The organism is Pseudomonas sp. H3_D04, assembly GCF_054669175.1.
On sequence record NZ_CP162801.1, the window covers coordinates 1,863,517 to 1,888,432 of the forward strand.

Annotated in this window: 26 protein-coding genes; 10 read left to right on the forward strand and 16 right to left on the reverse strand. The window is 59.9% G+C overall.

Annotation, left to right across the window (positions count from 1 at the left end; translation table 11 throughout):
• Positions 1-7 precede the first annotated feature (7 nt).
• The 6 genes from AB4N91_RS08775 to AB4N91_RS08800 all read right to left on the reverse strand — a co-directional run bounded on the left by AB4N91_RS08775 (position 8) and on the right by AB4N91_RS08800 (position 5,448).
• Positions 8-682, reverse strand: a complete 675-nt coding sequence (locus AB4N91_RS08775; RefSeq protein ID WP_010455479.1) for a DUF3313 domain-containing protein — start codon at positions 680-682, stop codon at positions 8-10.
• A 47-nt stretch (positions 683-729) separates the two neighbouring features.
• Positions 730-1,998 (reverse strand): OmpP1/FadL family transporter, encoded by a 1,269-nt coding sequence (locus AB4N91_RS08780; protein ID WP_460112310.1) that lies wholly within the window; start codon positions 1,996-1,998, stop codon positions 730-732.
• Between the two features lie 69 nt (positions 1,999-2,067).
• Complete coding sequence (locus AB4N91_RS08785; protein ID WP_460112311.1) at positions 2,068-3,684, reverse strand: arylsulfatase; 1,617 nt, start codon at positions 3,682-3,684, stop codon at positions 2,068-2,070.
• A gap of 208 nt (positions 3,685-3,892) precedes the next feature.
• The gene (locus AB4N91_RS08790) at positions 3,893-4,432 is read right to left on the reverse strand and encodes an HD domain-containing protein (RefSeq protein ID WP_077749107.1); all 540 of its coding nucleotides are present in this window, start codon (positions 4,430-4,432) and stop codon (positions 3,893-3,895) included.
• A gap of 11 nt (positions 4,433-4,443) precedes the next feature.
• On the reverse strand, positions 4,444-4,845 hold the full coding sequence (locus AB4N91_RS08795; protein WP_010455472.1) for a hypothetical protein: 402 nt from the start codon (positions 4,843-4,845) through the stop codon (positions 4,444-4,446).
• 33 nt (positions 4,846-4,878) lie between these two features.
• Positions 4,879-5,448, reverse strand: coding sequence for an RrF2 family transcriptional regulator (locus AB4N91_RS08800; protein WP_010455470.1), 570 nt, complete (start codon positions 5,446-5,448; stop codon positions 4,879-4,881).
• 257 nt (positions 5,449-5,705) lie between these two features.
• On the opposite strand from AB4N91_RS08800, the gene AB4N91_RS08805 reads away from it, so the two are divergent.
• Positions 5,706-6,911: an NAD(P)/FAD-dependent oxidoreductase gene (locus tag AB4N91_RS08805; RefSeq protein WP_102595027.1), complete on the forward strand. Its 1,206-nt coding sequence runs from the start codon at positions 5,706-5,708 to the stop codon at positions 6,909-6,911.
• A gap of 72 nt (positions 6,912-6,983) precedes the next feature.
• On the opposite strand, the gene AB4N91_RS08810 is transcribed toward AB4N91_RS08805, so the two are convergent.
• The 3 genes from AB4N91_RS08810 to AB4N91_RS08820 form a co-directional block, all read right to left on the reverse strand.
• Complete coding sequence (locus tag AB4N91_RS08810; RefSeq protein WP_102595028.1) at positions 6,984-7,415, reverse strand: nuclear transport factor 2 family protein; 432 nt, start codon at positions 7,413-7,415, stop codon at positions 6,984-6,986.
• Between the two features lie 146 nt (positions 7,416-7,561).
• Positions 7,562-7,813 (reverse strand): glutaredoxin 3, encoded by a 252-nt coding sequence (grxC, locus tag AB4N91_RS08815; protein WP_154912696.1) that lies wholly within the window; start codon positions 7,811-7,813, stop codon positions 7,562-7,564.
• A gap of 30 nt (positions 7,814-7,843) precedes the next feature.
• On the reverse strand, positions 7,844-8,362 hold the full coding sequence (locus tag AB4N91_RS08820; protein WP_077749112.1) for a carboxymuconolactone decarboxylase family protein: 519 nt from the start codon (positions 8,360-8,362) through the stop codon (positions 7,844-7,846).
• A 136-nt stretch (positions 8,363-8,498) separates the two neighbouring features.
• On the opposite strand from AB4N91_RS08820, the gene AB4N91_RS08825 reads away from it, so the two are divergent.
• The 3 genes from AB4N91_RS08825 (at position 8,499) to AB4N91_RS08835 (ending at position 11,407) form a co-directional block, all read left to right on the forward strand.
• Entirely contained in the window at positions 8,499-9,329 is an 831-nt protein-coding gene (locus AB4N91_RS08825; protein ID WP_460112312.1) for a helix-turn-helix domain-containing protein, read from the forward strand.
• Between the two features lie 189 nt (positions 9,330-9,518).
• Positions 9,519-10,739 (forward strand): helix-turn-helix domain-containing protein, encoded by a 1,221-nt coding sequence (locus AB4N91_RS08830; protein WP_460112313.1) that lies wholly within the window; start codon positions 9,519-9,521, stop codon positions 10,737-10,739.
• A gap of 35 nt (positions 10,740-10,774) precedes the next feature.
• Positions 10,775-11,407 (forward strand): Vgb family protein, encoded by a 633-nt coding sequence (locus tag AB4N91_RS08835; RefSeq protein ID WP_010455457.1) that lies wholly within the window; start codon positions 10,775-10,777, stop codon positions 11,405-11,407.
• 2 nt (positions 11,408-11,409) lie between these two features.
• Here the strand turns inward: AB4N91_RS08835 and AB4N91_RS08840 are convergent, their stop codons facing one another.
• Positions 11,410-11,679: a hypothetical protein gene (locus AB4N91_RS08840; RefSeq protein ID WP_010455456.1), complete on the reverse strand. Its 270-nt coding sequence runs from the start codon at positions 11,677-11,679 to the stop codon at positions 11,410-11,412.
• 422 nt (positions 11,680-12,101) lie between these two features.
• Between AB4N91_RS08840 and AB4N91_RS08845 the strand changes: the two genes are divergently transcribed.
• The gene (locus tag AB4N91_RS08845; protein ID WP_460112314.1) at positions 12,102-13,169 is read left to right on the forward strand and encodes a hypothetical protein; all 1,068 of its coding nucleotides are present in this window, start codon (positions 12,102-12,104) and stop codon (positions 13,167-13,169) included.
• Between the two features lie 16 nt (positions 13,170-13,185).
• On the forward strand, positions 13,186-13,539 hold the full coding sequence (locus tag AB4N91_RS08850) for a DUF1428 domain-containing protein (RefSeq protein WP_010455450.1): 354 nt from the start codon (positions 13,186-13,188) through the stop codon (positions 13,537-13,539).
• A 14-nt stretch (positions 13,540-13,553) separates the two neighbouring features.
• Here AB4N91_RS08850 and AB4N91_RS08855 read toward each other — a convergent pair whose 3' ends face one another.
• Complete coding sequence (locus AB4N91_RS08855; protein ID WP_010455448.1) at positions 13,554-13,748, reverse strand: hypothetical protein; 195 nt, start codon at positions 13,746-13,748, stop codon at positions 13,554-13,556.
• A gap of 60 nt (positions 13,749-13,808) precedes the next feature.
• Here AB4N91_RS08855 and thpR point away from each other — a divergent pair, with 60 nt between their 5' ends.
• Complete coding sequence (gene thpR, locus AB4N91_RS08860; protein WP_460112315.1) at positions 13,809-14,348, forward strand: RNA 2',3'-cyclic phosphodiesterase; 540 nt, start codon at positions 13,809-13,811, stop codon at positions 14,346-14,348.
• Positions 14,349-14,500: 152 nt separating this feature from the next.
• Here the strand turns inward: thpR and AB4N91_RS08865 are convergent, their stop codons facing one another.
• From AB4N91_RS08865 to AB4N91_RS08885, 5 genes are all read right to left on the reverse strand, one after another.
• A complete protein-coding gene (locus tag AB4N91_RS08865) occupies positions 14,501-15,598 on the reverse strand; it encodes a polyamine ABC transporter substrate-binding protein (RefSeq protein ID WP_154913584.1) in 1,098 nt (365 codons plus the stop codon).
• Positions 15,599-15,805: 207 nt separating this feature from the next.
• The gene (locus AB4N91_RS08870) at positions 15,806-16,690 is read right to left on the reverse strand and encodes an ABC transporter permease subunit (protein ID WP_282411867.1); all 885 of its coding nucleotides are present in this window, start codon (positions 16,688-16,690) and stop codon (positions 15,806-15,808) included.
• Complete coding sequence (locus tag AB4N91_RS08875) at positions 16,687-17,568, reverse strand: ABC transporter permease subunit (RefSeq protein ID WP_162179703.1); 882 nt, start codon at positions 17,566-17,568, stop codon at positions 16,687-16,689. Before AB4N91_RS08875 ends, AB4N91_RS08870 begins: the two co-directional genes overlap by 4 nt.
• A gap of 29 nt (positions 17,569-17,597) precedes the next feature.
• Positions 17,598-18,740, reverse strand: a complete 1,143-nt coding sequence (locus AB4N91_RS08880; RefSeq protein WP_460112316.1) for an ABC transporter ATP-binding protein — start codon at positions 18,738-18,740, stop codon at positions 17,598-17,600.
• Positions 18,741-19,089: 349 nt separating this feature from the next.
• A complete protein-coding gene (locus AB4N91_RS08885) occupies positions 19,090-19,851 on the reverse strand; it encodes a gamma-glutamyl-gamma-aminobutyrate hydrolase family protein (RefSeq protein WP_460112317.1) in 762 nt (253 codons plus the stop codon).
• 280 nt (positions 19,852-20,131) lie between these two features.
• Between AB4N91_RS08885 and AB4N91_RS08890 the strand changes: the two genes are divergently transcribed.
• The 3 genes from AB4N91_RS08890 to AB4N91_RS08900 all read left to right on the forward strand — a co-directional run bounded on the left by AB4N91_RS08890 (position 20,132) and on the right by AB4N91_RS08900 (position 24,558).
• Positions 20,132-21,508 (forward strand): glutamine synthetase family protein, encoded by a 1,377-nt coding sequence (locus AB4N91_RS08890; RefSeq protein WP_010455434.1) that lies wholly within the window; start codon positions 20,132-20,134, stop codon positions 21,506-21,508.
• 223 nt (positions 21,509-21,731) lie between these two features.
• Complete coding sequence (locus AB4N91_RS08895; protein ID WP_083376437.1) at positions 21,732-23,222, forward strand: aldehyde dehydrogenase; 1,491 nt, start codon at positions 21,732-21,734, stop codon at positions 23,220-23,222.
• A 52-nt stretch (positions 23,223-23,274) separates the two neighbouring features.
• On the forward strand, positions 23,275-24,558 hold the full coding sequence (locus AB4N91_RS08900) for an NAD(P)/FAD-dependent oxidoreductase (protein ID WP_010455430.1): 1,284 nt from the start codon (positions 23,275-23,277) through the stop codon (positions 24,556-24,558).
• Positions 24,559-24,916 lie beyond the last annotated feature (358 nt).

Below are 24,916 nucleotides of genomic sequence, written 5' to 3' on the forward strand. Positions count from 1 at the left end.
GCTGCCGCTACCGGACAAACGCCTGCAAATCGCTGGCCAGTTTGTCGATCGCCACTTTGAAGTCTTTGGCGGTGATTTCCTGGCTGGCATTGGACAGCGTGCTGCCGAAGACTTTGCGCACGACTTTGGCCACGGTCTGGTTGGTGCTGGCGTCTTTAAACTCGGCCTCGATGAACAACGTGGAGTCCTGATCCCGATGCCCGCTGGCAGCGGAAACACCACCGACAACGGCCGCGACAGGCACCACTTCATACCATCTCATGCCTTCGTTTTCGGCATTCACCCCGGTGATCGCCGCGCGCATGATCAGTTTTTTTGAACCGCCCGGCGCTGATTGTTCGCTCGATACCACGCGGTATTTCTGCCCCAACACACCTTTGACCTTGCTGGTCATGTAGTTCTGCAGTTCATCCAGGGTTTGCCGATTGACCCGCTCGGTCGGCTTGGGCGCCGGATAGAGCTCCAGTTTGTTGAAGACCACGGTGTCGTAGGCGTTTGGATTCCAGGACGGGCTCACCCAGCGCATCGCGGTTTCGCCGCTGGTGGTGGTGACTTGCTGCAAGTTGTTGTAGTCGGTAAGGAAGCCCGAGTACTGGTCTTTCTCGGTGACTTTCGAGGTGCAGCCCCCGAGTAGCAGACTGGTCAATGCGACGCCGATGAATAATTTCCGGGACAGGTTCATTGTGGTGTGTGCTCCATGGGGGTTGTCTTTTTTTTCGATTGCAGGCATCAAAAACGCCAGGTCATGTTTCCGGTCACCGCTTGAATCCAGGCATTGTCGAATTGACCGGAAGTTCGAGTGCCCGACGTGGACTTGGTCTGGTCGACCGGCATGTCGCCAAGCCAGACCATGGCCCAGCTGACGTTAATGTCGGTGACCTTGTTCAGAGCATAGGTGGCCCCAGCCGCAACGCGCCAGGATTCGTCCATGGGCACGGTAAATGTGCGGTTGCCGTCGGAAACGGCGCTGCTGTCGTAAGCCACGCCGAAATTCCACAACAGCTGCGGGGTGGCCTGGTACTGCGCGCCCAGGGCCAGTTGCCAGGTGTCTTTGAAATGGGCGTCGACGGTGGTCGATTGTGAACCGACTGCGGTGGTGTCGACTTGCACCGCGATATCGCCGAACTCGGACCAGTCCTGCCAGTTGACGGAGGCGAGCAAGGCCCATCGCGGGTCGAGTTGCTGGAACAGGCTCAGGGTCGCGGTTTGCGGCACGGTCATGTCGAGTTGGGTATTGGTGTTGTTGACGCGCTCCAGCAAACGGCCGTCGCCTTTCACATCCAGCCGGTCTTCGAAGTCCAGATCGACCTTGCCGGTGTAGGCCAGGCCAATACGGGTGCCGGGTTGCGGGGCGTAGATCACTCCCACATTCGCCCCAAAACCCCAATCGTTGTCTTTGTACTTGAACTGGCCGTCGCTGCGGTCGGTGAAGCCAAAGGGTGAACGATCGATCGCGGTTTGCGCTTGCAGCATGCCGTACATGGCTTTCACACCGACGCCTACCGACCATTGATCATCGAAGCGATACGCCACGCTGGGCACAAACGACAAACCGGCGAGGCTGACGTTCTGCGCAAAATAGCGCCCGGACCAGTCGTTGTCGTAGTTGGCCGCCAACCCGAAGTCGCCGTAATTGCCGAATCCGACGCTCCAGTGGTCATCGAATTGATGGCTGATGAAAAAGCTGCCGCCGGGAATCGGGTCGAAGGCATTGCCACTGCCGCTGCCCGTGCCGTTGGTGTTTGAGTCGCGATCAAAGCTCAGGTCGCCATAGAGCACCTGCAATCCGCCGGTAATTTGCGTACCTGGCAGATAACTCATGCCCGCCGGATTGCTGGCGATGGTGGAAGGGCCTTGTGCACGGGCGGCGGCACCGGCGTTGGCAAGCCCCACGTTATCGGTGCCGATTTCATAGAGCATGATGCCGCCGGCCTGGGCCTGCTGGCAGCACAGCGCAAACAGGGTGAAGGCGGGTAGGACGGCTGTTTTTAATTGCATGGATCACCTCAGCGGATGTCCGTCATGAACGCGGGTGGCTGGCATCCGCCACCCGTGTAATTCGCCTGTCTACTTGGCCATGGCCGCCCGGGCTGCTTCGATCCTGGCTTTGACCGCTTCCAGGTTGAAGCTCGCGCCTTTTTGCATGGGTGGGAACTCAACCGCCGTTTCAGCCAGTTTGACCACCTGCTGCTGTACAAACACAAAGCGCCAGAACTGGAACTTGAACCACTCGAAGTACTCCAGTGAGCCACTGGCTGCCATGTTTTCCGGCCACCCGGCGCGTTCAAACGGGTCGAGCCGCAGGTTGGTCAGGACCGGCATGTCCAGCGTGACCTTAGCCCCCAGCCAGCCACCGGGCTGATCGATGAAGCGGTACTTGAAGTCATCGATACGGATCGCACCCAGCGTACTTTCGCCGAAGTAGAAAACTTCATGCCGGTTCGACGGACCTTTACCGGTGATCATCGGTGTCTGGTCATAGCCATCGAGGTGGACCTTGTACGTTCTGTCGCCCAGTTGCTTGCCCTTGAGCAGCTCGGTGGCGATGTTCGGGTTGCCGGCGGCGGCAACGAGGGTCGGGAACCAGTCCAGGCCGGACATGATGCCATTGGCCACGGTGTTGGCCGGTACGTTGCCCGGCCAGCGAACGATCGCCGGAACCCTGAAGCCACCTTCCATCACGGTGCCTTTGCCCATGGCAAACGGTGTAGTGCCGCCATCCGGCCAGGTGAAGTTCTCCGCGCCGTTGTCGGTGGTGAAAATCACGATGGTGTTGTCATCCATGCCGTCTTTTTTCAGCTTGGCCATGACGTCGCCGACGATGTCATCGAGCTGCGCCATGCCGGCTTCCTGCTCCGACCAGCCATTCTGCGAATTGCGCATCGCTTCGTACTTGTCGGACAGGTGCGTGACGATGTGCATGCGGGTCGGGTTCAGCCACAGGAAGAACGGTTTGTTATCGGTCTTGGCCTTGTCGATGAAGGTGAAAGCCTTGTCGCGGATTTCGTCGTCGACGGTTTTCATCCGCTCGGGATAGAGCGTACCGGCGTCTTCGATTTTCTGTTTGCCGACCTTGCCCCAGCGCGGCATCACCGTCGTATCGTCGGTGGTGGTCGCCCAGCTGTGGACCATGTTGCGCGGGCCAACGGTGGCCAGAAGTTCTTGCGGATAATTGGGGTGTGCCGGGTCTTCCATGGCGTCGAGGTGATAGAGGTAACCGAAGAACTCGTCGAACCCGTGCACGGTGGGCAGAAATTCGTTCAAGTCGCCCAGATGGTTTTTGCCAAACTGGCCAGTGGAGTAACCCATGGCCTTGAGCGCGGTGGCAATGGTGACCGCTTCAGCGGGAATACCGACAGGTGAGCCGGCCTGGCCGACCGTGGTCATGCCGGTACGGATCGGCAGTTCACCGGTAATGAAATTGGCACGCCCGGCGGTGCAACTGGCTTCGGCGTAGTAGTCGGTAAAGCGCATGCCTTCTGCAGCGAGCTGGTCGAGGTTGGGGGTCCGGCCGGCCATCATGCCCTGGTTGTAGACGCCGATATTGGACCAGCCAATATCGTCGCCCATGATGACCACGATGTTGGGGGCGGGTTTGTCGACCGCTTGGGTGATGCCGGGTAGAACCATTGCAGACAACAACATTGAAACAGCAAACAACCGGGTTAATTTTGTCTGGTTCATGAGCAGCTCCTGCGTACTGATAAGTACCGAAGTCAGGCCCCCCGACCTTTTTTAAATGGGGTATCCCCCGAAAGAGCGTAGGTATGAACTGGGAAATATCCAGTAGTAATTGACAGTGATGGGCAGCTGTCTCATGAGCGTTACAGCATGGTTGGCGATGGCCGGATTCAACTGATCTTTTCGCACCAATCCCTGCCCGACGACTCCATCACCAGCGAAACATTGGCAGCGGTTTGAGCGGGGAGCGCAGGAATTGCCGTGCGGTTTGCCGGAGCAGCATCCCGTGAAAACCATGATTGGGCAGTACCGACTTCACCGTTTTGATGTAGGCCCGCGGCAGGCCGAACGTCAGCAGGCCGAGCGACACGTCAATGATATCGGCGCGTCGGAAGGGCTCGACGCTGAGCGCATGGTCGGCAGCATAGGACCGCACTTTGTGGTGTTCCAGGATCAGTGCCGTCACTTCGCCGCTCAAGTGCGACAGTTGCCGATTGGCGAGGTAGTCGGTGGCCAGGCGCACCGAGGGTTCCAGGTAATCAATGGTTTGATCGGTCCAGATGCCCAGGTCGTGAAACGCCCCGGCGATCTGCACGGCTTCGGAGGGCAGGCCTTCAATGCCGCTGATCGCGCGGTAGAAGTTCAGCACCCGGTAAATGTGATTGCGATAACCCAACAAATCGGCACCGATCGCCAGGGCGTAGGACGTCAGTATTTCGTCGGTCACGGGGAATTCGAGAAGGGGATTCATCGGTACGGACCTCACGCGTCGCGCAACAGGTCATTGGCGTTGAGGATCTCGAAGGCGATCTCCGGGCGTTTCTCCAGGCTGCGGCGAATCGCGGCGGGGATCGACTGGCGGGTCTTGCGGCACAAGCCCGGCAACTCGCCGAGGGTGATGCCGATGCCGCGCATGGTTCGCACTTCGTTGAAACTGGGGACGATGTCCACGCGGATGCCCAGTTGTGCGTACATGCGGTTTTGCAAGCGTTCGAGGTCAGCCAGGCTTTCCAGGTTTTCCAGACGATCGAGCAGACGCTTTTCTTCCTGTCGGGTCAGAAACAGGATGCGCACGTCCGCGCCCGGTGTTTCCAGCAACGGGTCTCGCCCGCAGATGCAGGCGCCGGGCGGGCAGGGTGAGCGGATCGGAGCGGAGGTCGTCATGGGCCTTAATCATAGAGCGCCCCAGACGAATCGTCAGTCGGAAATATCGGTCACCGGGATGATCTGTTCGCCGTCGGGCTGAGTGCCGGTCACCGTTTTCCTTTCCCGACGATCATTGATCCAGTTGTCCACCTGGGCGCCGAACTCGGCCGGGGCTTTACGTCCGACCCTGCGGGCAAGGTCGAGAATGGTCTGCTGGGCGAGGGCGTCTTCCATGCGTTGCTGCGCGGTCATCATGACGGCGTGAACCGAGCAATGACCTTCCACTGCCCACGTCGGCGGGGAGCCTTCAAACAACGCGCAACGCCCACGGATATCACGGCAATCGAAGATGAGCTTCTGGCCATCAATGGCGTTAACGATGTCCAGCACGCTGATTTCGTCCGCCGGCCGCGCCAGTTTGAACCCGCCGCGCACACCCTCGGTCGCGACCACCAGTTTGGCCTTGGCCAGTTTGGTGAAAATTTTCGCCAGGTAGTCCAGCGGCACGCCTTGCAGCTCAGCGAGGTCGCGCACGCTTGCCTCACGGCTGTCGCCGTAATCGCCCACCAGAAAAAGCAGGCAGTGAATGCCGTACTCAACGCCCGCGCTGTAGAGAGACATGGTTATCTCCGACTGAATGAGTCGCCAATATTACCAGCCGATTGTCAGGGGTGCAACGAAGCATCGGCATGCCCTTGATCGCCTGTCTGTCCCGTTCTGCATATAGATCGAAGCTTGTGTCTGGATTGTCGAGGTATCTGAATGTGTGATGATAACCATCGATAGAAGGTTGTTGCGTCCTGTAACTCGGATCACTATAGTCGCCGTTGTTAGCTCGGCGACGAGTTCAGTCTTTGGTCTTCTTCGGAGTTAAAACAATGAAACAGCACATTCTGGTCATCGGCGCAGGTTTCGGTGGCATGTGGACGGCATTGAGCGCCACGCGCCTGTTGGACATCCATGATCACAACCACGTAGACGTCACGGTACTGGCGCCTCAGGCCGAGCTGCGGGTGCGTCCACGCTTCTACGAGCCGAATGCTCATCAACTGGCAGCACCCCTTGGCGACCTGTTCGATGCCGTCGGTGTGAAGTTCATCAAGGGCGCAGCGCAATCCATCGACGTGCAGCAAAAACAAGTCGGCTACACCGATGCATCGGGTACCGAACAGGTGTGCAGCTACGACAAACTCGTTCTGGCCACCGGCAGCGGTCTCGCGTTGCCCAACACTCCGGGCGTGGCCCAACACGCCTTTGACGTGGACCAGATTGAACAGGCGATACGCCTGGAAAACCATCTGAAATCCCTGGCCAACCTGCCGCAAAGTAAAGCTCGAAACACCGTGGTTGTGGCCGGTGGCGGCTTTACCGGGATTGAAACGGCGACTGAAATGCCGGCGCGTCTGCGGGCCATCCTCGGCGAGGACGCTGACATTGAAGTGATCATTGTCGATCGCGGTGAAAAAGTCGGGGCGTCCATGGGCAGCGAAATCAGCCAGTCGATCGCCGAAGCCAGCACTGAGCTGGGCGTGAAATGGCGCTTGAAGTCGTCGGTCGTTGCTGTCGATGAAAACGGTGTGACCCTGGCCGATGGCCAACGCATCGACGCCAAGACTGTGGTCTGGACCACCGGGGTGCGGGCAAGCTCGCTGACCGAGCAGATCCCGGCCGAACGCGACCACCTCGGTCGCCTGCACGTTGACGCCCACCTGAAAGTCATCGGTCAGGACGACATCTTTGCCACCGGTGATGTGGCTTATGCCGCCGCGGATGACATCGGCAACTACGCCATGATGACCTGCCAGCACGCGATCTCGCTGGGGCGTCATGCCGGCAACAACGTCGCTGCGCAAATCCTGGGCGTGTCGCCGAAGGCGTACAGCCAGCCCAAGTACGTTACTTGTCTGGATCTGGGTGCGTGGGGCGCGGTGTACACCGAGGGTTGGGATCGCCAGGTGAAACTGGTCAAGGAGGAAGGCAAATCGCTGAAGACCCAGATCAATACGGTGTGGATCTATCCGCCGGCCGCTGACCGCGCAACTGCGCTGGCGGCTGCGGATCCGATGATTCCGGTTGTGGCCTGATAAGCAGCTGTCTCGATAAGGCTGCCTGTATGAAAAATCCCGCTCAAGTCACCTTGGGCGGGATTTTTTTATTCAGATGCGGAAGGCTTGCCGGCCTACCAGCAACCATTTGCCAGCTTTCTTTTGCCAGATCTGGAAGTTTTCGATTTCAGTCGGGACCACCTCGGTGCCCTTGATCGCCTGTGCCGAAAAATGATGACGAACCAGCGCTACATCACCCGAGACGGTGATGGTCTGGTTCTGCATTTCCAGGGTTTTGAAAGCGCTCTTGCCCGTTTCGATATCGGCGATGAAGTCTTTCTTGTCCTGGACCTTGCCGCTCGAGTGCCCGTAGGTCAGGTTCTCAGCAGTAAGCGCTTTCAGTTCGGGGATGTTCTTGTTGAGCATGGCTTGCGTCAGATGGTCCACCGCCTGCGCCACATCCTTCTCGCCCGGAGCAGGGGCTGCCATCACGTAGCCACTAAAGAGGCACAGAAAACCAATCAGCACTTTCACTTTTTTCATGGGGAGTTCCTTGTTGTTATGAATGACTCATCGGTCATCGTACAACCTAGCAAAAATTTAATGAATAGTGGCAATACGACGTGGCAAGACTTCTATGGGCTGATAGAAGTCTTGCCGGTTAAAGGGAGGGGGTTTGGATTGCAGCTTCAGGCCAGCATCGATAGCAGGGCACCTTGACGGTCCAGTTTGGCCAGGTCGTCGAAGCCTCCGACATGGGTGTCACCGATGAATATCTGCGGCACGCTGCGACGACCGCTGCGGGTGAGCATTTCCTGGAATTTTCCGGGGTTCGATTGAACATTGATCTCCTGGCTGGCGATGCCTTTGCTGGCCAGCAGCGCCTTGGCATTGCGGCAATAAGGGCAGGTGTCGGTGGTGTAAAGCGTCACAGTGCTCATGGGGTGTACTCCTCGGGTCAGACATCCGCCTCAAGCATCGATGGCAGGGAAGTCGATGTCGGTCAGGGCCAGGTTGTTGAGGTAATTGGTCAGCGTCTGCGAGGCAATGTGGGCGACCACCTCGATGATCTTGGCATCGGTGATGCCGGCTGCACGCGCCGCTTCAATCTGCTCGTTACTCAGGTGGCCGCGACTTTCGGTGATTTGCCGGGCCAGCGTGGCAAATGCGTTGAGTTGGCCGTGTCGAGCACTGACGATGTCTTGCGCGGACAGCCCGGCCTTGCCGGCAAACACGGTGTGCGCCGCCAGGCAGTAGTCGCAACCGTTGACCTGCGAAGTGGCCAGAAAGATCGCTTCTTTTTCAGGGGCGCTCAGGGACGTTTTGCCCAGGGCCACCGACTGTTGCAGATAGGCCGACAGGACGGCGGGGGCATGGGCCAGCGTCTTGAAGACGTTGGGCAAGAAGCCGATTTTTTTCTGCACGCCTTCCAGCAGCGGGCGAGTGGTGTCGGTGGCGTGTTCAAGGTTCAGGGGGGCGATGCGGCTCATGTTGAGACTCCGTCGATTCAAGCGCGGTATGCGCTGGGTACGGGGTCCATGCTATGGATCATTGCTGGCCTTAAGGGTGCAAATCGTCGAGGATATGCGACAGATCGTCCAGATATGTTCCCCGGGGAGTCGTTCCATGGATCGCTTGTCCACCTTGCTCACGCATTTCGGTGTCAGTGCCGGCACTTTCCACAGTGGCGATTTTTGCGGCGTCACGTCCTTCGATGGCGACCAGGCCACCGGACACCTGCATTTGCTTCAGGCTGGCGAACTGACGCTCAAACTGGCTGATGAGCGAGTCCTGCAGCTCAATGAACCGACGCTGATTTTTTTCCCGCGACCTTATCGTCACCGCTTGTTCGCCAGCGAAGCGTCGGGCACTCAATTGGTGTGCGCCTCTCTGGAGTTCGACGGTGGGGCGGGCAACGCCCTGGCGGCCGCGCTGCCTGAATACCTGGTGCTCAAACTCGACAGCATCCCGACCCTGGCCGGCACGCTGGACTGGCTGTTCAGCGAGGCGTTCGGCGGCATTTGTGGTCGCGAAGCGATGATGGATCGGCTGTTCGAACTGCTGGTGATTCAGTTGTTGCGGCACATCCTGACCAGCCGTGACCAGACGCCCGGGATGATGGCCGGTCTCGCCGACCCACGCCTGGCGCGCCCCTTGAGCCTGATGCACGACGCGCCCGGCAAGGCCTGGACCGTGGCCGAACTGTCGGCGGCAGCCAATATGTCCCGGGCCAGTTTCGCCGACTACTTTCGCTCGGTGGTGGGGCAGACGCCGGTCGACTATCTGGTGAGCTGGCGGATCAGCCTGGCGCAGAAACGCTTGCGTGAGGGCAAGTCCATCGCGCTGATCGCCGATGAAGTCGGCTACGAAAGCCCCTCGGCGCTGGCCCGGGCGTTTCGTCGTAAAACCGGTTCCAGCCCGCGCGAGTGGTTGCAAGACGCCAAACGCCCGCGGTGACCACCCCCGTTGGTCAAGCACATTCCCTGTAGGAGCGAGCCTGCTCGCGAAAGCGCTGGATCAGTCGTCATCGATGTTGGATGTGCCGGCCTCTTCGCGAGCAGGCTCGCTCCCACAGGTTGGGTGGGCGTGAGATAAACTCATCTACGGGCACCGAACCGTGGGAGTGACACCTGTGGCGCAATTTAAATGGACTCACTGATCACCGCCGCAGCGCACGCACTCGCGGCGGGCGATCCCCTCGGTGCGCTGAACCGGGTTGCCTTGCGCGACGATGCCCCTGCGCTGGCGCTTCGCGGCATCGCCATGGCGCAATTGGGCGATCTGGTCCGGGCCAAGGCGTTGGTGCGCAGCGCCGCACGCGCCTTCGGTCCGAAAGCGCCTGTGGCCCGGGCGCGGTGCGTGGTCGCCGAGGCCGAAATCGCCCTGGCTTCACGGGATCTCGGCTGGCCGGTGAAGGCGCTCGAAGCGGCGCGAGTGACTTTGCAGGCGCATGGCGATGGCGCGAATGCGGCCCATGCGCGGTATTTGCAGGTTCGACGTTTGTTGTTGATCGGGCGTCTGGATGAGGTCGACCGTTTGCTCGCCGAGCTCGACCCCGCACCGCTGCCGCCGGCATTGCGCGTCGTTCATGAATTAGTGGTGGCCGGGATCGCCGTGCGGCGACTCGAAACAAGAAGGGCGCGGTCTGCGCTCGAAAGGGCCGAACGTGCGGCCTCAGACGCCGGTATTCCCGCGCTCACCGCCGAAGTTGAACACGCCGCTCAAGTCCTCGACACGCCCGCTGCGCGACTGATTGCCCGGGGTGAAGAACGCCCCCTGCGGCTGGATGAGGTGGAAGCATTGCTGAGTTCACCGTCTCTGGTCGTCGACGCGTGCCGATACGGCGTGCGCGGCGCGGGGATGTCGGTGTCCCTGGCCAAACGACCGGTGTTGTTCGCCCTCGTGCGGGCGTTGGCCGAAGCCTGGCCCGAGGATGTGGCGCGGGAAACACTGATCACCCAGGCCTTTCGCCAGAAGCTCACCGATGAATCCCATCGCGCCAGACTGCGCGTCGAAATCGGTCGGCTTCGCAAAGCGCTGAAACCCCTGGCCGGTATCAGTGCGACGAAACGCGGGTTTGCGCTGCAACCAGAGAGTGCTGATGACGTTGTCGTGCTGGCGTGGCCCGTCGAAGAGCCGCAGGCGGCGCTGCTGGCCTTCCTCGCCGACGGGGAATCATGGTCGAGTTCGGCGCTGGCCCTGGCGCTGAAGGCCAGTCAACGCACGGTGCAACGGGCCCTCGATTCGCTGGCAACCGCCGGCAAAGTGCAATCGTTTGGTCGCGGGCGCGCCCGGCGCTGGATGACGCCGCCGCTGCCTGGATTCGCGACGACTTTGTTACTCACAGCTTGGGTGCCGGGTGACTAGGATCCATCCCACCACCCAACGAAGAGGATGCAACCATGAAGCAATCATCTGCCGAGATCATTCACGAATACGGACCTTTTCCGGGCGTCGACGCCGTGCATGGCGTTTCTTATGACGGCGAGCATGTCTGGTTCGCCTCCGGAGAAAAACTCAACGCCCTCGACCCTGTAAGCGGTAAGACGCCTCGTTCCATCGATGTCGCCGCGCATGCCGGAACAGCCTTTGACGGCCGGCACCTGTACCAGATCGCCGAGGATCGCATTCAGAAGATCGATCCTTCGAATGGTCGTGTACTCGGCACCATTCCGGCGCCCGGCGGTGGGGGCGACTCAGGGCTCGCCTGGGCTGAAGGCACGCTTTGGGTGGGCCAGTATCGCGAGCGCAAGATCCATCAAATCGACCCCGACACCGGCAAGATTCTTCGCACGATCGAGTCCAACCGTTTCGTCACCGGGGTCACCTGGGTGGAAGGCGCGCTCTGGCACGGCACTTGGGAAGGTGAGGAAGGTGAATTGCGGCGAGTAGACCCGAACACCGGCGAGGTGCTGGAAAGCCTCACGCTACCAACCGGCGTCGGCGTGTCAGGGCTTGAGTCCGACGGTGCGGACCGATTTTTTTGCGGCGGAGGCAATAGTGGCAAGGTGAGGGCCGTTCGTCGGCCCGCCTGATCCTAAAACGTGAACTGACGCGAAGACCGAGGTGCGCTCTGGGCCAATTCGATCTCCAGCAGGTGTTCAACCAACACGTCATTGAGGAACCGGAATTGATCGTTGAGCCCGACCACTTCATTGTTGAAGTGGTTCGCGGCTGCCGGTATCAGCAATGCCTCGAAGTTTTTGTCGAACACCAGTGACAGCTCTTTGCGAGAGACGAATGGCTGCGAATAGAAGTTGTTACCGAACACCGGGAAGCTTACGCAAAGGGTAATGGCGTGGATCATGATCTGCGCTCCTTGGCGAGGACGATGTAGGAAAAGACAGTCAGCGTAACGGCCGTCAGGGCCAGGCAGGTCAGCAGATGGATCAACATGATTTTCCCCTCCGGTGTGGGGTTTTGCCTTGGGATGGGTTGATCCTGCGCCTGGCGGTTTTTTAGCGGAAGGCAATCGTCGCGATGGTGAGTATCGACGCCGTTGATGGTGATCTTCAGGGCCCCATCGCGAGCAGGCGCGCTCCCACATGGATTGGCGTCGTTCGCAAGCCTGTGTTTCACCACAGACCACTGTGGGAGCGACCCTGCTCGCGATGAGGCCCTGGAAAACACCACCAGCTCCAAACGAACAAACCCCGCCACCTATACTCAAATAAACAGTCCTTTGAACACCGGACATACCGTCCGGGGAACACTGTAGGAACCGCGATCTTGAACCTGCGTTCGCTGATCGTCCCCGTGATGGTGGTGTTGGCGGGATGCGCCACGCCTGTGCGTGCCCCGGTGGTGGCGCCGGTCGTGGTGGTGTCGCAAAGCACCTGGCGGCAGGTGGACCAGGAGATTGTCGCCGCGTCGCAGTCCGCGACCGAGCAGACCAAAATCTATGCCCGGGGCGCCATGGATTACTGGCGCACGCGGGTCTACCAACTGACCGAAGAGAACTTCATTCCCTGGTTCAGCAGTTACTGGACCCAGGAATGGCTATCGGTGAAGGTCAGCTGGTACAGCCTCAGTGCCAAGGGTGAGCAGGATGCCTCGGCCAAGCGCCTGGCGGCCTACCTGCTGGAGCAATACCAGAAACGCGTGCTGGCGCCGGTCGCGGTAGAGATCGATCCCGACGCGATTCTCGGCTTGGCGACGGCCTTCTACGTGGACATTCTTCAGGAGGAACTGCAGCGAATCTCCCAGCGCCACGGCGTGCCGATGGCCCAGCTCAACGGCCGCATCCAGAAAATTCCCGCGATTGCACTCGGGCCACCGCCCGCGCGTGATGCGTCGCTGTATCAGGTCGTGCACACCCAACCGCTGAATTCGTTGCCGGCCTACGCGGCGTTGATCGAGAAAATCCACAAGGCGGGGGGCGACAAAGGCGTTGATTCGACCGACACCGCCATGGCGCCGGTGGCCAAGCGCGCCAGTCAACGGATGGAGGCCGAAATGGCCCCGCGAGGCGCGGCCAGTGCGGTGGCCGCAGCAGCCGGGAAACTGGCCGGCGCACTGATTTCGGTGGGGGTAGCCGGCATTCGGGCGATTATTCAGGCCAATGACCGGCCGGACAGCGAAGCGCTGATTCGCGCCAGCCTGGGCAATACGTTCGACAAGGCCTGGATGAAACTGGTGCAGAACCCGACCTCCGGCGTCATGGCGGGGACGCTGTACATGGCGGCGCAGATCGAGGGCAACCTGGCGGAGAGCGCCGACGTACCGTCGGTCAGTTCGGGCGGCGGCGCTGTCGATTGGAGCCCGAAAGAATCGACTACCCAGCAGACCGTTCCATAACCGAAGGAGAAACACCATGTCCTACGTTGATGGCTTCCTCGCTGCCGTGCCCACCGCCAACCGCGAAAAATTCAAGAAACACGCTGAGACCGCTGCGGTCATTTTCAAGGAATGTGGCGCGCTCAGCGTCGCTGAATGCTGGGGCGACGACGTGCCGGACGGCAAAGTAACCTCGTTTCCCATGGCGGTGAAACTCAAGGAGGACGAAACCGTGGTGTTCAGTTGGATCATCTGGCCGGACAAGGCCACCCGTAATGCGGGCATGGACAAAATGATGAACGATCCGCGGATGCAGCCGGACGTCAATCCGATGCCCTTCGATGGCCAGCGCCTGGTCTTTGGTGGTTTTGAAATGATCGTGAAGGCCTGATCCCGTCGAAAGGATCACTCCGGCGACGGGGTGATCCTGCAACTTTTGCGGTTGCGGATCTCGCTGTCCGTCGGCCGCTCCCTGACGAATTCGAAGCGCGGCTCACCTTCGCTATAGTGAACCAGCCAGCCCCATTCCAGCTCGGACTCATCCTGCCCCGGTTTCGGCGGCATTGCCCACCATGGCTCTTTGCTGATGATCTGTCGCATGGCCCCCTCCCGTTGATTCGGTTGGTTCAACTATAACGTGCATGTCAGGAGCTGCCAGGCATGACTGACGAATCCCGTGAACCGTTCAAGCGGCTGTTTTTCGCACTCAATTGCCCGCCGGAGCAGCGCAAGGCCATTGCTCAATGGCGCAGCGCCCTTGAGCTGCGCAGCGGGCGTCCGGTGCCGGCGGAAAACTTTCACCTGACATTGTTGTTTTTGGGGGCTGTCGGCGTGGCGCAGATTGGCGAGATCTGTACGGCGGCCGGGAAGGTCCACATACCGGGTATACCGCTGAGGTTGGCGCTGGATCGAATGGAGGTCTGGCGCCGGGCAGGGGTGTTGGTCCTGGCGCCGGAGCAGGCACCGCCGGAGTTGTTGCGTCTGGTGTATGCGCTGGAACAGGCGATGTTGCCGTTTGGCGTTGAAGAGACGCCGAAGGCGTTTCGGCCGCACCTGACGTTGATGCGTGATTATCGAATGCCGGTGCCTGAGTCCGCGACGCCGCCCGAGTTTGTCCTGCGGGCTGATCGCTTTGTCTTGTTTGAATCCCATAAGGGGCGGTATCGGGCGCTGGCGGAATGGCCGCTGGCCCTTGCATAAAAAAAGGCGCCCGAGGAGGGCGCCTAAGTTCACCTTAACCGAGGAAGCCAGGTGAGGCCGTTCGTCAGAGAGGATGCAGCGGTGGTAAGGCGCTACGTGAACGGAAACTTTGATAGTGATCGTTCCCACGCGTGGGAACGATCATTGAGCGACTATTTCCCGAGTTTCACCCGCGTCCAGCCCCGAGTCATCACGCGCTGAACGCCGATCGGCATATCCGGAATCGCATACAGCGTCGCCATGACCGCTTGCGGCGGATACGACCCCGGATCATCCCGGATGGCCTCATCCACCAACGGTGTGGCCGCCGCATTGGCGTTGCTGTAGCCGATGTTGTTGGTGATCTCGGCGATGATGTCCGGGCGCATCAGGAAGTTCATGAACAGGTAGGCGTTCTCCACGTTCGCCGCGTCCTTGGGGATCGCGACCATGTCGTAGAAGCTGCCGGCCCCTTCTTTCGGAATGCTGTAATCGATCTTCACTTTGTCGCCCGCTTCCTGGGCTCGCGCCTTGGCTTGCAGCACGTCCCCGGAGTAACCGACCGCGACGCAGATGTTGCCGTTGGCCAGGTCGGAGATGTATTTCGACGAATGGAAGTACGCCACCGACGGCCGAATTTTCATGAACAGCGCTTCGGCTTCGGCGATCTGAGCCTTGTCCTGGGAGTTCACCGGATAACCCAGGTAGTGCAGGGCCGCCGGGAGCATTTCTGTAGGCGAGTCGAGGAAGCTGATGCCGCACGCTTTCAGTTTTTCCGCGTTTTCCGGTTTGAACAGCAAGTCCCAGGAGTTGGTCGGTGCATTGGCGCCGAGCACTTCCTTGACCTTGGCCGGGTTGAAGCCAATGCCGATCGAACCCCACATGTACGGGAAAGCGTGGCCGTTATCCGGGTCACTGGCGGACGCGTTTTTCAGCAGCACCGGGTTGAGGTTTTTCCAGTTCGACAGCTTCGACTTGTCCAGTTCCTGATAGACCCCGGCCTTGATCTGCTTGGCCAGGAAACTGTTGGACGGCACCACGATGTCGTAGCCGGACTTGCCAGCGAGCAGACGAGCTTCAAGGGTTTCATTGCTGTCGAACACATCGTAGGTCACGCGGATGCCGGTCTCGTCTTCGAACTTCTTGACGGTGTCCGGGGCGATGTAATCCGACCAATTGTAGACGCGCAGAACCTTGTCATTGGCCTGGGCAACGGTGGCAATCGCGCCCACTAAGGACAGTGTCAGCAGAGTCCTGCCAAACATTTTCATCGGTACAACTCCATTCTTTTTATTCAGTGACACAAAGCAAAAATGCGGTAAACACAAAACCTGTGGGGCAATACACAACCTGTGGCGAGGGAGCTTGCTCCCGCTTGGCTGCGAAGCGGCCCCAAGAATTCTGGCAACCCTGCCAATTGTGTGAGTGCTGCGCACTCAAGCGGGAGCAAGCTCCCTCGCCACAGTTAACTCAACAACCTAAACCGCCGCTTCCACCATTCGCTTTTCAGGTTGCTGCCACGATTCGCTCGCGGTCTGGTCCATCGCTTCCTGGATCGCACGTTTGCGGGTGGCTTCGGCACGGCGGCTGAAGTACCAGACCATGAAGGTCACGATCGAAACGGCCAACAGAATCAAACTCGCCACGGCGTTGATCTCAGGCTTCACCCCCAGACGTACCGCCGAGAACACTTCCATCGGCAAGGTCGTCGAACCCGGCCCCGAGACGAAACTCGCCAACACCAGGTCATCCAGCGACAGGGCAAACGACATCATGCCGCCGGCCGCCAGTGACGGCGCGATCATCGGAATGGTGATCAGGAAAAACACCTTGAACGGCTTCGCCCCAAGGTCCATCGCCGCTTCTTCGATGGACAAATCCAGCTCACGCAAACGCGCCGAGACCACCACCGCGACATACGCCGCACAGAACGTGGTGTGGGCGATCCAGATGGTGACGATGCCACGTTCCATCGGCCAGCCGATCAACTGCGCCATCGCCACGAACAGCAGCAACAGCGACAGGCCGGTGATGACTTCCGGCATCACCAGCGGCGCGGTCACCAGACCGCCAAACAAGGTGCGACCCTTGAAGCGCGTCACGCGAGTCAGCACGAATGCCGCCAACGTCCCCAGCGCCACCGCCGCAATCGCCGTGTAGCAGGCGATTTCCAGCGAGCGCACCACCGAGCCCATCAGTTGCGTGTTGTCGAGCAGACCGGCGTACCACTTGAACGACCAGCCGCCCCAGACCGTCACCAGTTTGGAAGCGTTGAACGAGTAGATCACCAGAATCAGCATCGGCAAGTAGATAAACGACAGGCCGAAAATCAGCATGAACTTTGAAAATCCGAAGCGTTTCATCCCCGTGCCTCCATCTCTTTGGCCTGGCTGCGGTTGAACAGCAGAATCGGCACAATCAGGATTAACAGCATCACCACCGCCAGGGCAGACGCCACCGGCCAGTCGCGGTTATTGAAGAACTCTTGCCACAGCACGCGACCGATCATCAGTGTCTCAGGGCCGCCCAGCAGCTCCGGAATCACGAATTCACCGACCACCGGAATGAACACCAGCATGCAACCGGCAATGATCCCGTTCTTGGCCAGCGGCACGGTGATTTTCCAGAAGTTATTGAAGTTGCTCGAACCCAGATCCGACGCCGCCTCCAGCAAGCTTTGATCGTGCTTGACCAGGTTGGCGTACAGCGGCAGCACCATGAACGGCAAGTAGGCGTAAACCACACCGATATACACGGCCGTGTTGGTGTTGAGGATCTCGATCGGGTGATCGGTCAGCCCGGTCCACATCAAAAAACCGTTGAGCAAACCGTTGTTGCTGAGGATGCCCATCCACGCATACACGCGGATCAGGATCGCGGTCCAGGTCGGCATCATGATCAGCAGCAGCAAAACGTTTTGCGTTTCCTTGCTGGCCTTGGTGATCGCGTAGGCCATCGGAAAACCGATCACCAGGCACATCAATGTGCTTAAAAACGCGACCTTCAACGAGCCGAAGTAGGCCGAGATGTACAGCTCATCCTGAGTCAGCAGCGAGTAGTTGCCGAGGTTCAGCAGCAGCTGGAATTTCTGCTCGGCGAAGGTGTAGATCTCGGAGTAAGGAGGAATGGCCAGGGCCGCTTCCGAGAAGCTGATCTTCATCACCAGGAAGAACGGCAACAGGAAAAACAGGCACAGCCACAGGAAAGGAATCCCGATGACGAGCTTTCGACCACTCGGCATCAGCCGCATGAACCGCTGATTGAGTGTTTTCATGAGCGCAGTACCACGCCGCTGTCGTCTTCCCACCACACGTAGACTTTGTCGTCCCAGGTCGGTCGCGCGCCACGGCGTTCGGCGTTGGCCATGAACGATTGCACGACTTTGCCGCCAGGCAATTCCACGTAAAACACCGAGTGACCGCCGAGGTAGGCGATGTCATGCACCTTGCCTTGGGACCAGTTGTAGCGAGTGTCCGGCTTGAGGGTACTGACCAACATTTTTTCCGGGCGGATCGCGTAGGTGATCGACTTGTCCTGCACCGAGGTGCTGACGCCGTGACCGACGTAAATCTTCTGTTCCAGGTCCGGGCTGTGAATGATCGCGTGACCTTCAAGGTCTTCCACCACCGTGCCTTCGAAGGCGTTCACGTTGCCGATGAACTCGCAGACCATGCGGCTGACCGGTGCTTCATAAATGTCGACCGGACTGCCGATCTGCGCGATCCAGCCCAGGTGCATGATCGCGATGCGCTCAGCCATGGTCATGGCCTCTTCCTGGTCATGAGTCACCATCACGCAGGTCACGCCGACCCGTTCGATGATTTCTACCAGCTCCAGTTGCATCTGCGAACGCAGCTTCTTGTCCAGGGCGCCCATCGGTTCGTCGAGCAGCAACAGCTTCGGACGCTTGGCCAGGGAGCGGGCGAGGGCCACGCGCTGACGCTGACCGCCGGACAATTGATGGGGTTTGCGTTTGGCGTACTGGGTCATGTGCACCAGGCGCAGCATCTCTTCAACGCGGGCGTCGATTTCGCTGGCGGGCAAACGGTCCTGCTTGAGGCCGAAGGCAATGTTCTGCGCCACTGTCATGTGTGGGAACAAGGCGTATGACTGGAACATCATGTTGATCGGCCGTTCATACGGCGGCATGTTGGTGATGTCGACACCGTCGAGCAGAATCCGTCCCTCGGTCGGGCGCTCGAAGCCCGCGAGCATGCGCAGCAGGGTCGATTTGCCGGAGCCGGAACCACCGAGCAGGGCGAAGATTTCGCCTTGATGGATCTCAAGCGAGACATCATCCACCGCGGTGGTTTCGTCGAATTTCTTGGTGACGCGGTCGACTTTCACCAGCACCTTTTTTGGTGCCTGGTGACCCTCAAGAGCCTTCCTGTAGATGCTGGAGGCGTTTGCCATGTGAAACTCCCAACAGGTTTCAGTCGTCGGGCCAACGCGGCCTGACTTAAGAGTGGATTGCTAGCCCGGACAGGTTCAGTCGGAGCACGAACCCTGTAGGAGCGAGGCTTGCCCGCGAAGGCGGTGTATCAGGTATCGATGATGTCGACTGACACTCCGCCTTCGCGGGCAAGCCTCGCTCCTACAAGAGGTTGCGCTCGCCTGATCCGCATCGATCGGGCTTGTTCGGCGCCGCCGTCCTGGCTGCCTGGTAGTACTTGTTGTTATCGCAGTGTGTTGTTGTCGCAAGTCACGGACGCGCAAAGACACGCCCGCCTGACTCGCGGGGGCAGTAAAGGGTTGTTTTAAGTCAGCGGGTTTTACGCAACGCGGCCCGTCGCCGGCACGCATCACCGAACGCCTGGAAAATGCTCAAGTAGGGCGGGTTCGACAGGACCTGCCATTCCGGGTGCCATTGCACACCGACGGCAAACGCCTGGCTGTGTTCCACCGAAATGGCTTCGATCAAACCGTCCGGCGCAACCGCTTCGGCGCGCAGGCCTGGCGCCAATCGATCAATACCCTGACTGTGAATCGAATTGACCCTGAACTCGGCGGGCAACTCCATCGCTTCGAACACGCCACCCGGTTGCACCGTCACGGTATGCGCCGGGGCGTATTGCACCGCCAGCTCGGGACTGTCCGCTTCCCGGTGATCGAGCATGCCGGGCAGTTCATGCACCTTCTGGTGCAGGCTGCCGCCGAACGCCACGTTCATTTCCTGAAAGCCGCGGCAGATGCCGAGCACCGGCACGCCCGCCGTAATGGCTGCACGTAATAAAGGAAGGGTGGTGGCGTCCCGCGCCGGATCGTGATCCGTGCCGGGGGCACTGTCCGGGCCTTGATAGTGGAAGGGTTCCACATTCGAGGGCGAGCCGGTCAGCAACAGACCGTCGAGCTGCGCGAGCAGGTCGTCGATATCGGTCAATTCGCCTAGGGAAGGAATAACGACGGGCAGCCCCAAAGCCGCAACGCTGACAGCACGCAAGTACTTGTCGCCGCTGATGTGGTAGGGGTGCAGGCCAATCTGTTTGACGCACGCTGTAACGCCGATCAATGGCTTGAATGCCATTTTTATCACCTCGAAGTTTCACACTTGAACGAGCTTTTCCGGAGCTTAGCCTTGTTGATTTTAATTAACAACTCTCATGTAAAAAATTCTAAACGCCGATCGTCCGATCCTCAGGGTTTACGCGGTGCTCAAGACCGTTACGGCACTCTCGTCCCCCAAAAAGGCCCGAAAATAAAGGTGGAGAGGCCAAGTGTTCGCTATTGACTTCACTTTGCCGTTCGGGTTGACTGGGCTCGCAACAAGGTAGTGAACATAATAATTAACAGCTAATAGGTGCATCATGTCGGTCCCTCTGCGTACCGTTCAACTCAACGAAGCAAACGCATTCCTTAAGAAATATCCTGAGGTTTTGTACGTCGACCTTCTGATTGCGGATATGAACGGTGTGGTGCGCGGCAAGCGCATCGAACGCACCAGTCTTCATAAGGTTTACGAAAAAGGCATTAACCTGCCGGCGTCTCTGTTTGCTCTGGACATCAATGGTTCTACGGTGGAAAGCACCGGCCTGGGTCTGGACATCGGCGACTCGGATCGAATCTGCTATCCCATCCCTGGCACTCTGAGCATCGAGCCGTGGCAGAAGCGTCCAACCGCGCAGTTGCTGATGACCATGCACGAACTGGAAGGCGAGGCGTTCTTCGCTGACCCGCGTGAAGTGCTGGCCAATGTGGTGCGCAAGTTCGACGACATGGGCCTGACCATCTGCGCGGCGTTCGAACTTGAGTTCTACCTGATCGACCAGGACAACGTGAACGGTCGCCCGCAATCGCCACGTTCGCCGGTCTCGGGCAAGCGTCCGGTGTCGACCCAGGTGTATTTGATCGACGACCTGGATGAATACGTCGACTGCCTGCAAGACATCCTTGAAGGCGCGAAAGAGCAGGGCATTCCTGCCGACGCCATCGTCAAGGAAAGCGCCCCGGCGCAGTTCGAAGTGAACCTGCATCACGTCAACGACCCTATAAAGGCCTGCGACTACGCGGTGTTGCTCAAGCGTCTGGTGAAGAACATCGCCTACGACCACGAGATGGACACCACGTTTATGGCCAAGCCGTATCCGGGCCAGGCGGGCAACGGTTTGCACGTGCACATTTCGATTCTCGACAAAGAAGGCAACAACATCTTTGCCAGCGAGGATCCCGAGCAGAACGCCGCGCTGCGACACGCGATCGGCGGTGTGCTCGAGACCCTGCCGGCGCAGATGGCTTTCCTGTGCCCGAACGTCAACTCATACCGCCGTTTCGGCGCGCAGTTCTACGTACCGAACTCGCCGAGCTGGGGCATCGACAACCGTACCGTTGCCGTGCGTGTGCCGACCGGTTCCGCCGATTCGGTGCGCATCGAACACCGCGTGGCGGGTGCCGATGCCAACCCGTATCTGTTGATGGCGTCGGTGCTGGCCGGTATTCACCACGGCCTGACCAACCAGATCGAGCCGGGCGCCCCGGTGGAAGGCAACAGCTACGAGCAAAACGAGCAGAGCCTGCCGAACAACCTGCGCGATGCATTGCGCGAGCTGGACGACAGCGAAGTCATGGCCCGTTACATCGACCCGCTGTACATCGACGTGTTCGTGGCGTGCAAGGAAAGCGAGCTGGCCGAGTTCGAGAACTCCATCTCCGACCTTGAGTACAACTGGTATCTGCATACCGTCTGATGGGTTGAGCGGTGGGGCAATTACTTTCGATATTGAATGTGAGGGCCTCTTCGCGGGCAAGCCTCGCTCCTACAGGGAGAAGTGCCTGGCGCAGAAGCCGTGCACGCTGCAATATCTGTAGGAGCGAGGCTTGCCCGCGAAGACGGCCGCGCAGTCAGCGATGCAATTCGCCTGATACACCACCTTCCAACGACTTCTTATTCCTCTGCGTCGAGTCACAACCATGACAAACACTCGCAGCGACTGGGAACAACGCTTCCAGTCCCTCACTATCGAAGGCCGCGCATTCATCGACGGCCAATACCGCCCGGCACTCAGTGGCGACACCTTTGAATGCATGAGCCCGGTCGACGGTCGCTTCCTCACCAACGTCGCCAGCACGGACGAAGCCGATGCCAACGAAGCCGTGGCCGTCGCGCGTCGCACCTTCGAATCCGGTATCTGGGCCAACCTCGCCCCGGCCGAGCGCAAGCGCATCCTGATCCGCTTCGCCGATCTGATCCTGGCCAACCAGGAAGAACTCGCCCTGCTCGAAACCCTCGACATGGGCAAGCCGATCAACGATTCCATGAACATCGACATCCCGGCGACCGCCAACGCGATCCGCTGGAGCGCCGAAGCCATCGACAAAATCTACGACGAAGTCGCCGCCACGCCGCACGATCAACTGGGCCTCATCACCCGCGAGCCAGCGGGCGTGGTCGCCGCCATCGTGCCGTGGAACTTCCCGTTGATCATGGCCAGCTGGAAGTTCGCCCCGGCGCTCGCGGCCGGCAACTCGTTCATCCTCAAACCTTCGGAAAAGTCGCCACTGACCGCCATCCGCATCGCCCAGTTGGCACTGGACGCTGGCATCCCCAAAGGCGTGTTCAACGTCCTGCCGGGTTACGGTCATACCGTCGGCAAGGCGCTGGCGTTGCACATGGACGTCGACGTGCTGGCCTTCACCGGCTCGACCGCGATTGCCAAGCAACTGCTGATCTATTCCGGGCAAAGCAACATGAAACGCGTCTGGCTCGAAGCAGGGGGGAAGAGCCCGAACGTGGTGTTCGCCGACGCGCCGGATTTGCGCGCGGCAGCACAAGCGGCGGCCGGTGCGATTGCCTTCAACCAGGGCGAAGTCTGCACCGCCGGCTCGCGTTTGCTGGTGGAGCGTTCGATTCGCGAGCAGTTCATTCCGCTGCTGGTGGAAGCGCTGCAAGCCTGGAAACCGGGGCACGCACTCGATCCGGAAACCACCGTCGGTGCGGTCGTCGATCAGCGTCAACTGGACAACGTGTTGCGCTACATCCAGGTCGGCAAAGACCAGGGCGCGCAACTGATCGCGGGCGGCCGTCGCACCCTCGAAGCCACCGGTGGCCTTTACGTGGAGCCGGCGATTTTCGACGGCGTGACCAACGCCATGACCATCGCCCGGGAAGAAATCTTCGGCCCGGTGCTGTCGCTGATCACCTTCGACACCGCGGAAGAAGCCCTGGCCATCGCCAACGACAGCATCTTCGGCCTGGCCGCCGGTGTGTGGACCAGCAACCTCAGCAAGGCCCACACCTTCGCCCGTGGCTTGCGCGCCGGCAGTGTCTGGGTCAACCAGTACGACGGCGGCGACATGACCGCGCCGTTCGGCGGGTACAAGCAGTCGGGTAACGGTCGGGACAAATCGCTGCACGCGTTCGACAAATACACCGAACTCAAAGCGACCTGGATCAAGCTCTAATACTTCTACAACGGCGGCCGCCGGCTTGTGTCGGCGACCATCGGAGAAACCTATGAAACAGACTCATGTAAATAGCTACTACGCCGCAACCCGCAACTTCACCGGCGACTTCCCCGTCCTGGAACAAGCCGTGGACTGCGACGTCTGCATCATTGGCGCCGGCTACACCGGTCTGTCCTCGGCCCTGTTCCTCTGCGAAGCGGGCTACAGCGTGACCGTGCTCGAAGCCGCCAAAGTCGGTTTCGGCGCCAGCGGTCGTAACGGCGGCCAACTGGTCAACTCCTACAGCCGCGACGTCGATGTCATCGAAGAACGCTACGGCGACAAAACCGCCGAAGTCCTCGGCAGCATGATCTTCGAAGGCGCCGACATCATTCGTCAGCGCATACAGCACTACGACATCCAGTGCGACTACAAGCCGGGCGGCATCTTCGCTGCGCTGAACAAAAAGCAGCTCAAAGGCCTGGCCGAGCAGAAAAGCAGCTGGGAACGTTACGGCAACAAAAACCTGACCATGCTCGACGCGACGGACATCAAGCGCGAAGTCGGTTGCGACAACTACGTCGGCGGCTTGCTCGACATGCAGGGCGGCCACATCCACCCGCTGAACCTGGCCCTCGGCGAAGCCTCGGCCATCATCGGCCTGGGCGGCAAAATCTATGAGCAATCGGCAGCGGTGGAAATCACCTACGGCGAACCGATCACCGTGCGCACCGCCAAAGGCGTCGTGCGCGCCAAGTACCTGCTGATCGCCGGTAACGCCTACCTGCCGCAAGACCTCGACAACCGCGTCACGCGCAAAAGCATGCCGTGCGGTTCGCAAATCGTCGTCACTGAACCGTTGTCGGAAAAGGTGGCTCGCAGCCTGATCAAAAACAACTATTGCGTCGAAGACTGCAATTACTTGCTGGACTACTACCGCCTCACCGCCGACAACCGCCTGCTGTACGGTGGCGGCGTGGTCTACGGTGCCCGCGAACCGGACGACATCGAGCAACTGATCAAGCCGAAAATCCTCAAGACCTTCCCGCAGCTGAAGGACGTAAAGATCGACTACCGCTGGACCGGCAACTTCCTGCTGACCATGTCCCGCATGCCGCAATTCGGCCGCATCGAGAAAAACGCCTACTACATGCAAGGCTACAGCGGCCACGGCGTCACCTGCTCGCACCTGGCCGGCAAACTGATCTCGGAAATGATCCGTGGCGACGCCGAACGCTTCGACGCGTTCGCCTCGCTCCCGCACATGCCGATGCTCGGCGGTCGCACCTTCCAGGCGCCACTCACTGCCATGGGCGCCGCGTATTACGCGCTGCGTGATCGGTTCGGGATCTAAGCCCAACGCAATCCCTGTAGGGGCCAAGCCTGCTGGCGAAGACGGCGGCACAGTCAACATCGACGTCGCCAGACACACCGCCATCGCGAGCAGGCTCACTCCTACAGGAGATCTGTGGCGTGCACAAAATGTGTGCGCGCCCGGCCCAAACTGTAGGAGTGAGCCTGCTCGCGATGGCGCCAGATCAGCCACCATCAATGTCGCCTGACACCCCGCCATCGCGAGCAGGCTCACTCCTACAGGAGATCTGTGGCGTGCACAAAATGTGTGTACGCCCGGCCCAAACTGTAGGAGTGAGCCTGCTCGCGATGGCGCCAGATCAGCCAACATCAATGTCGCCTGACACACCGCCATCGCG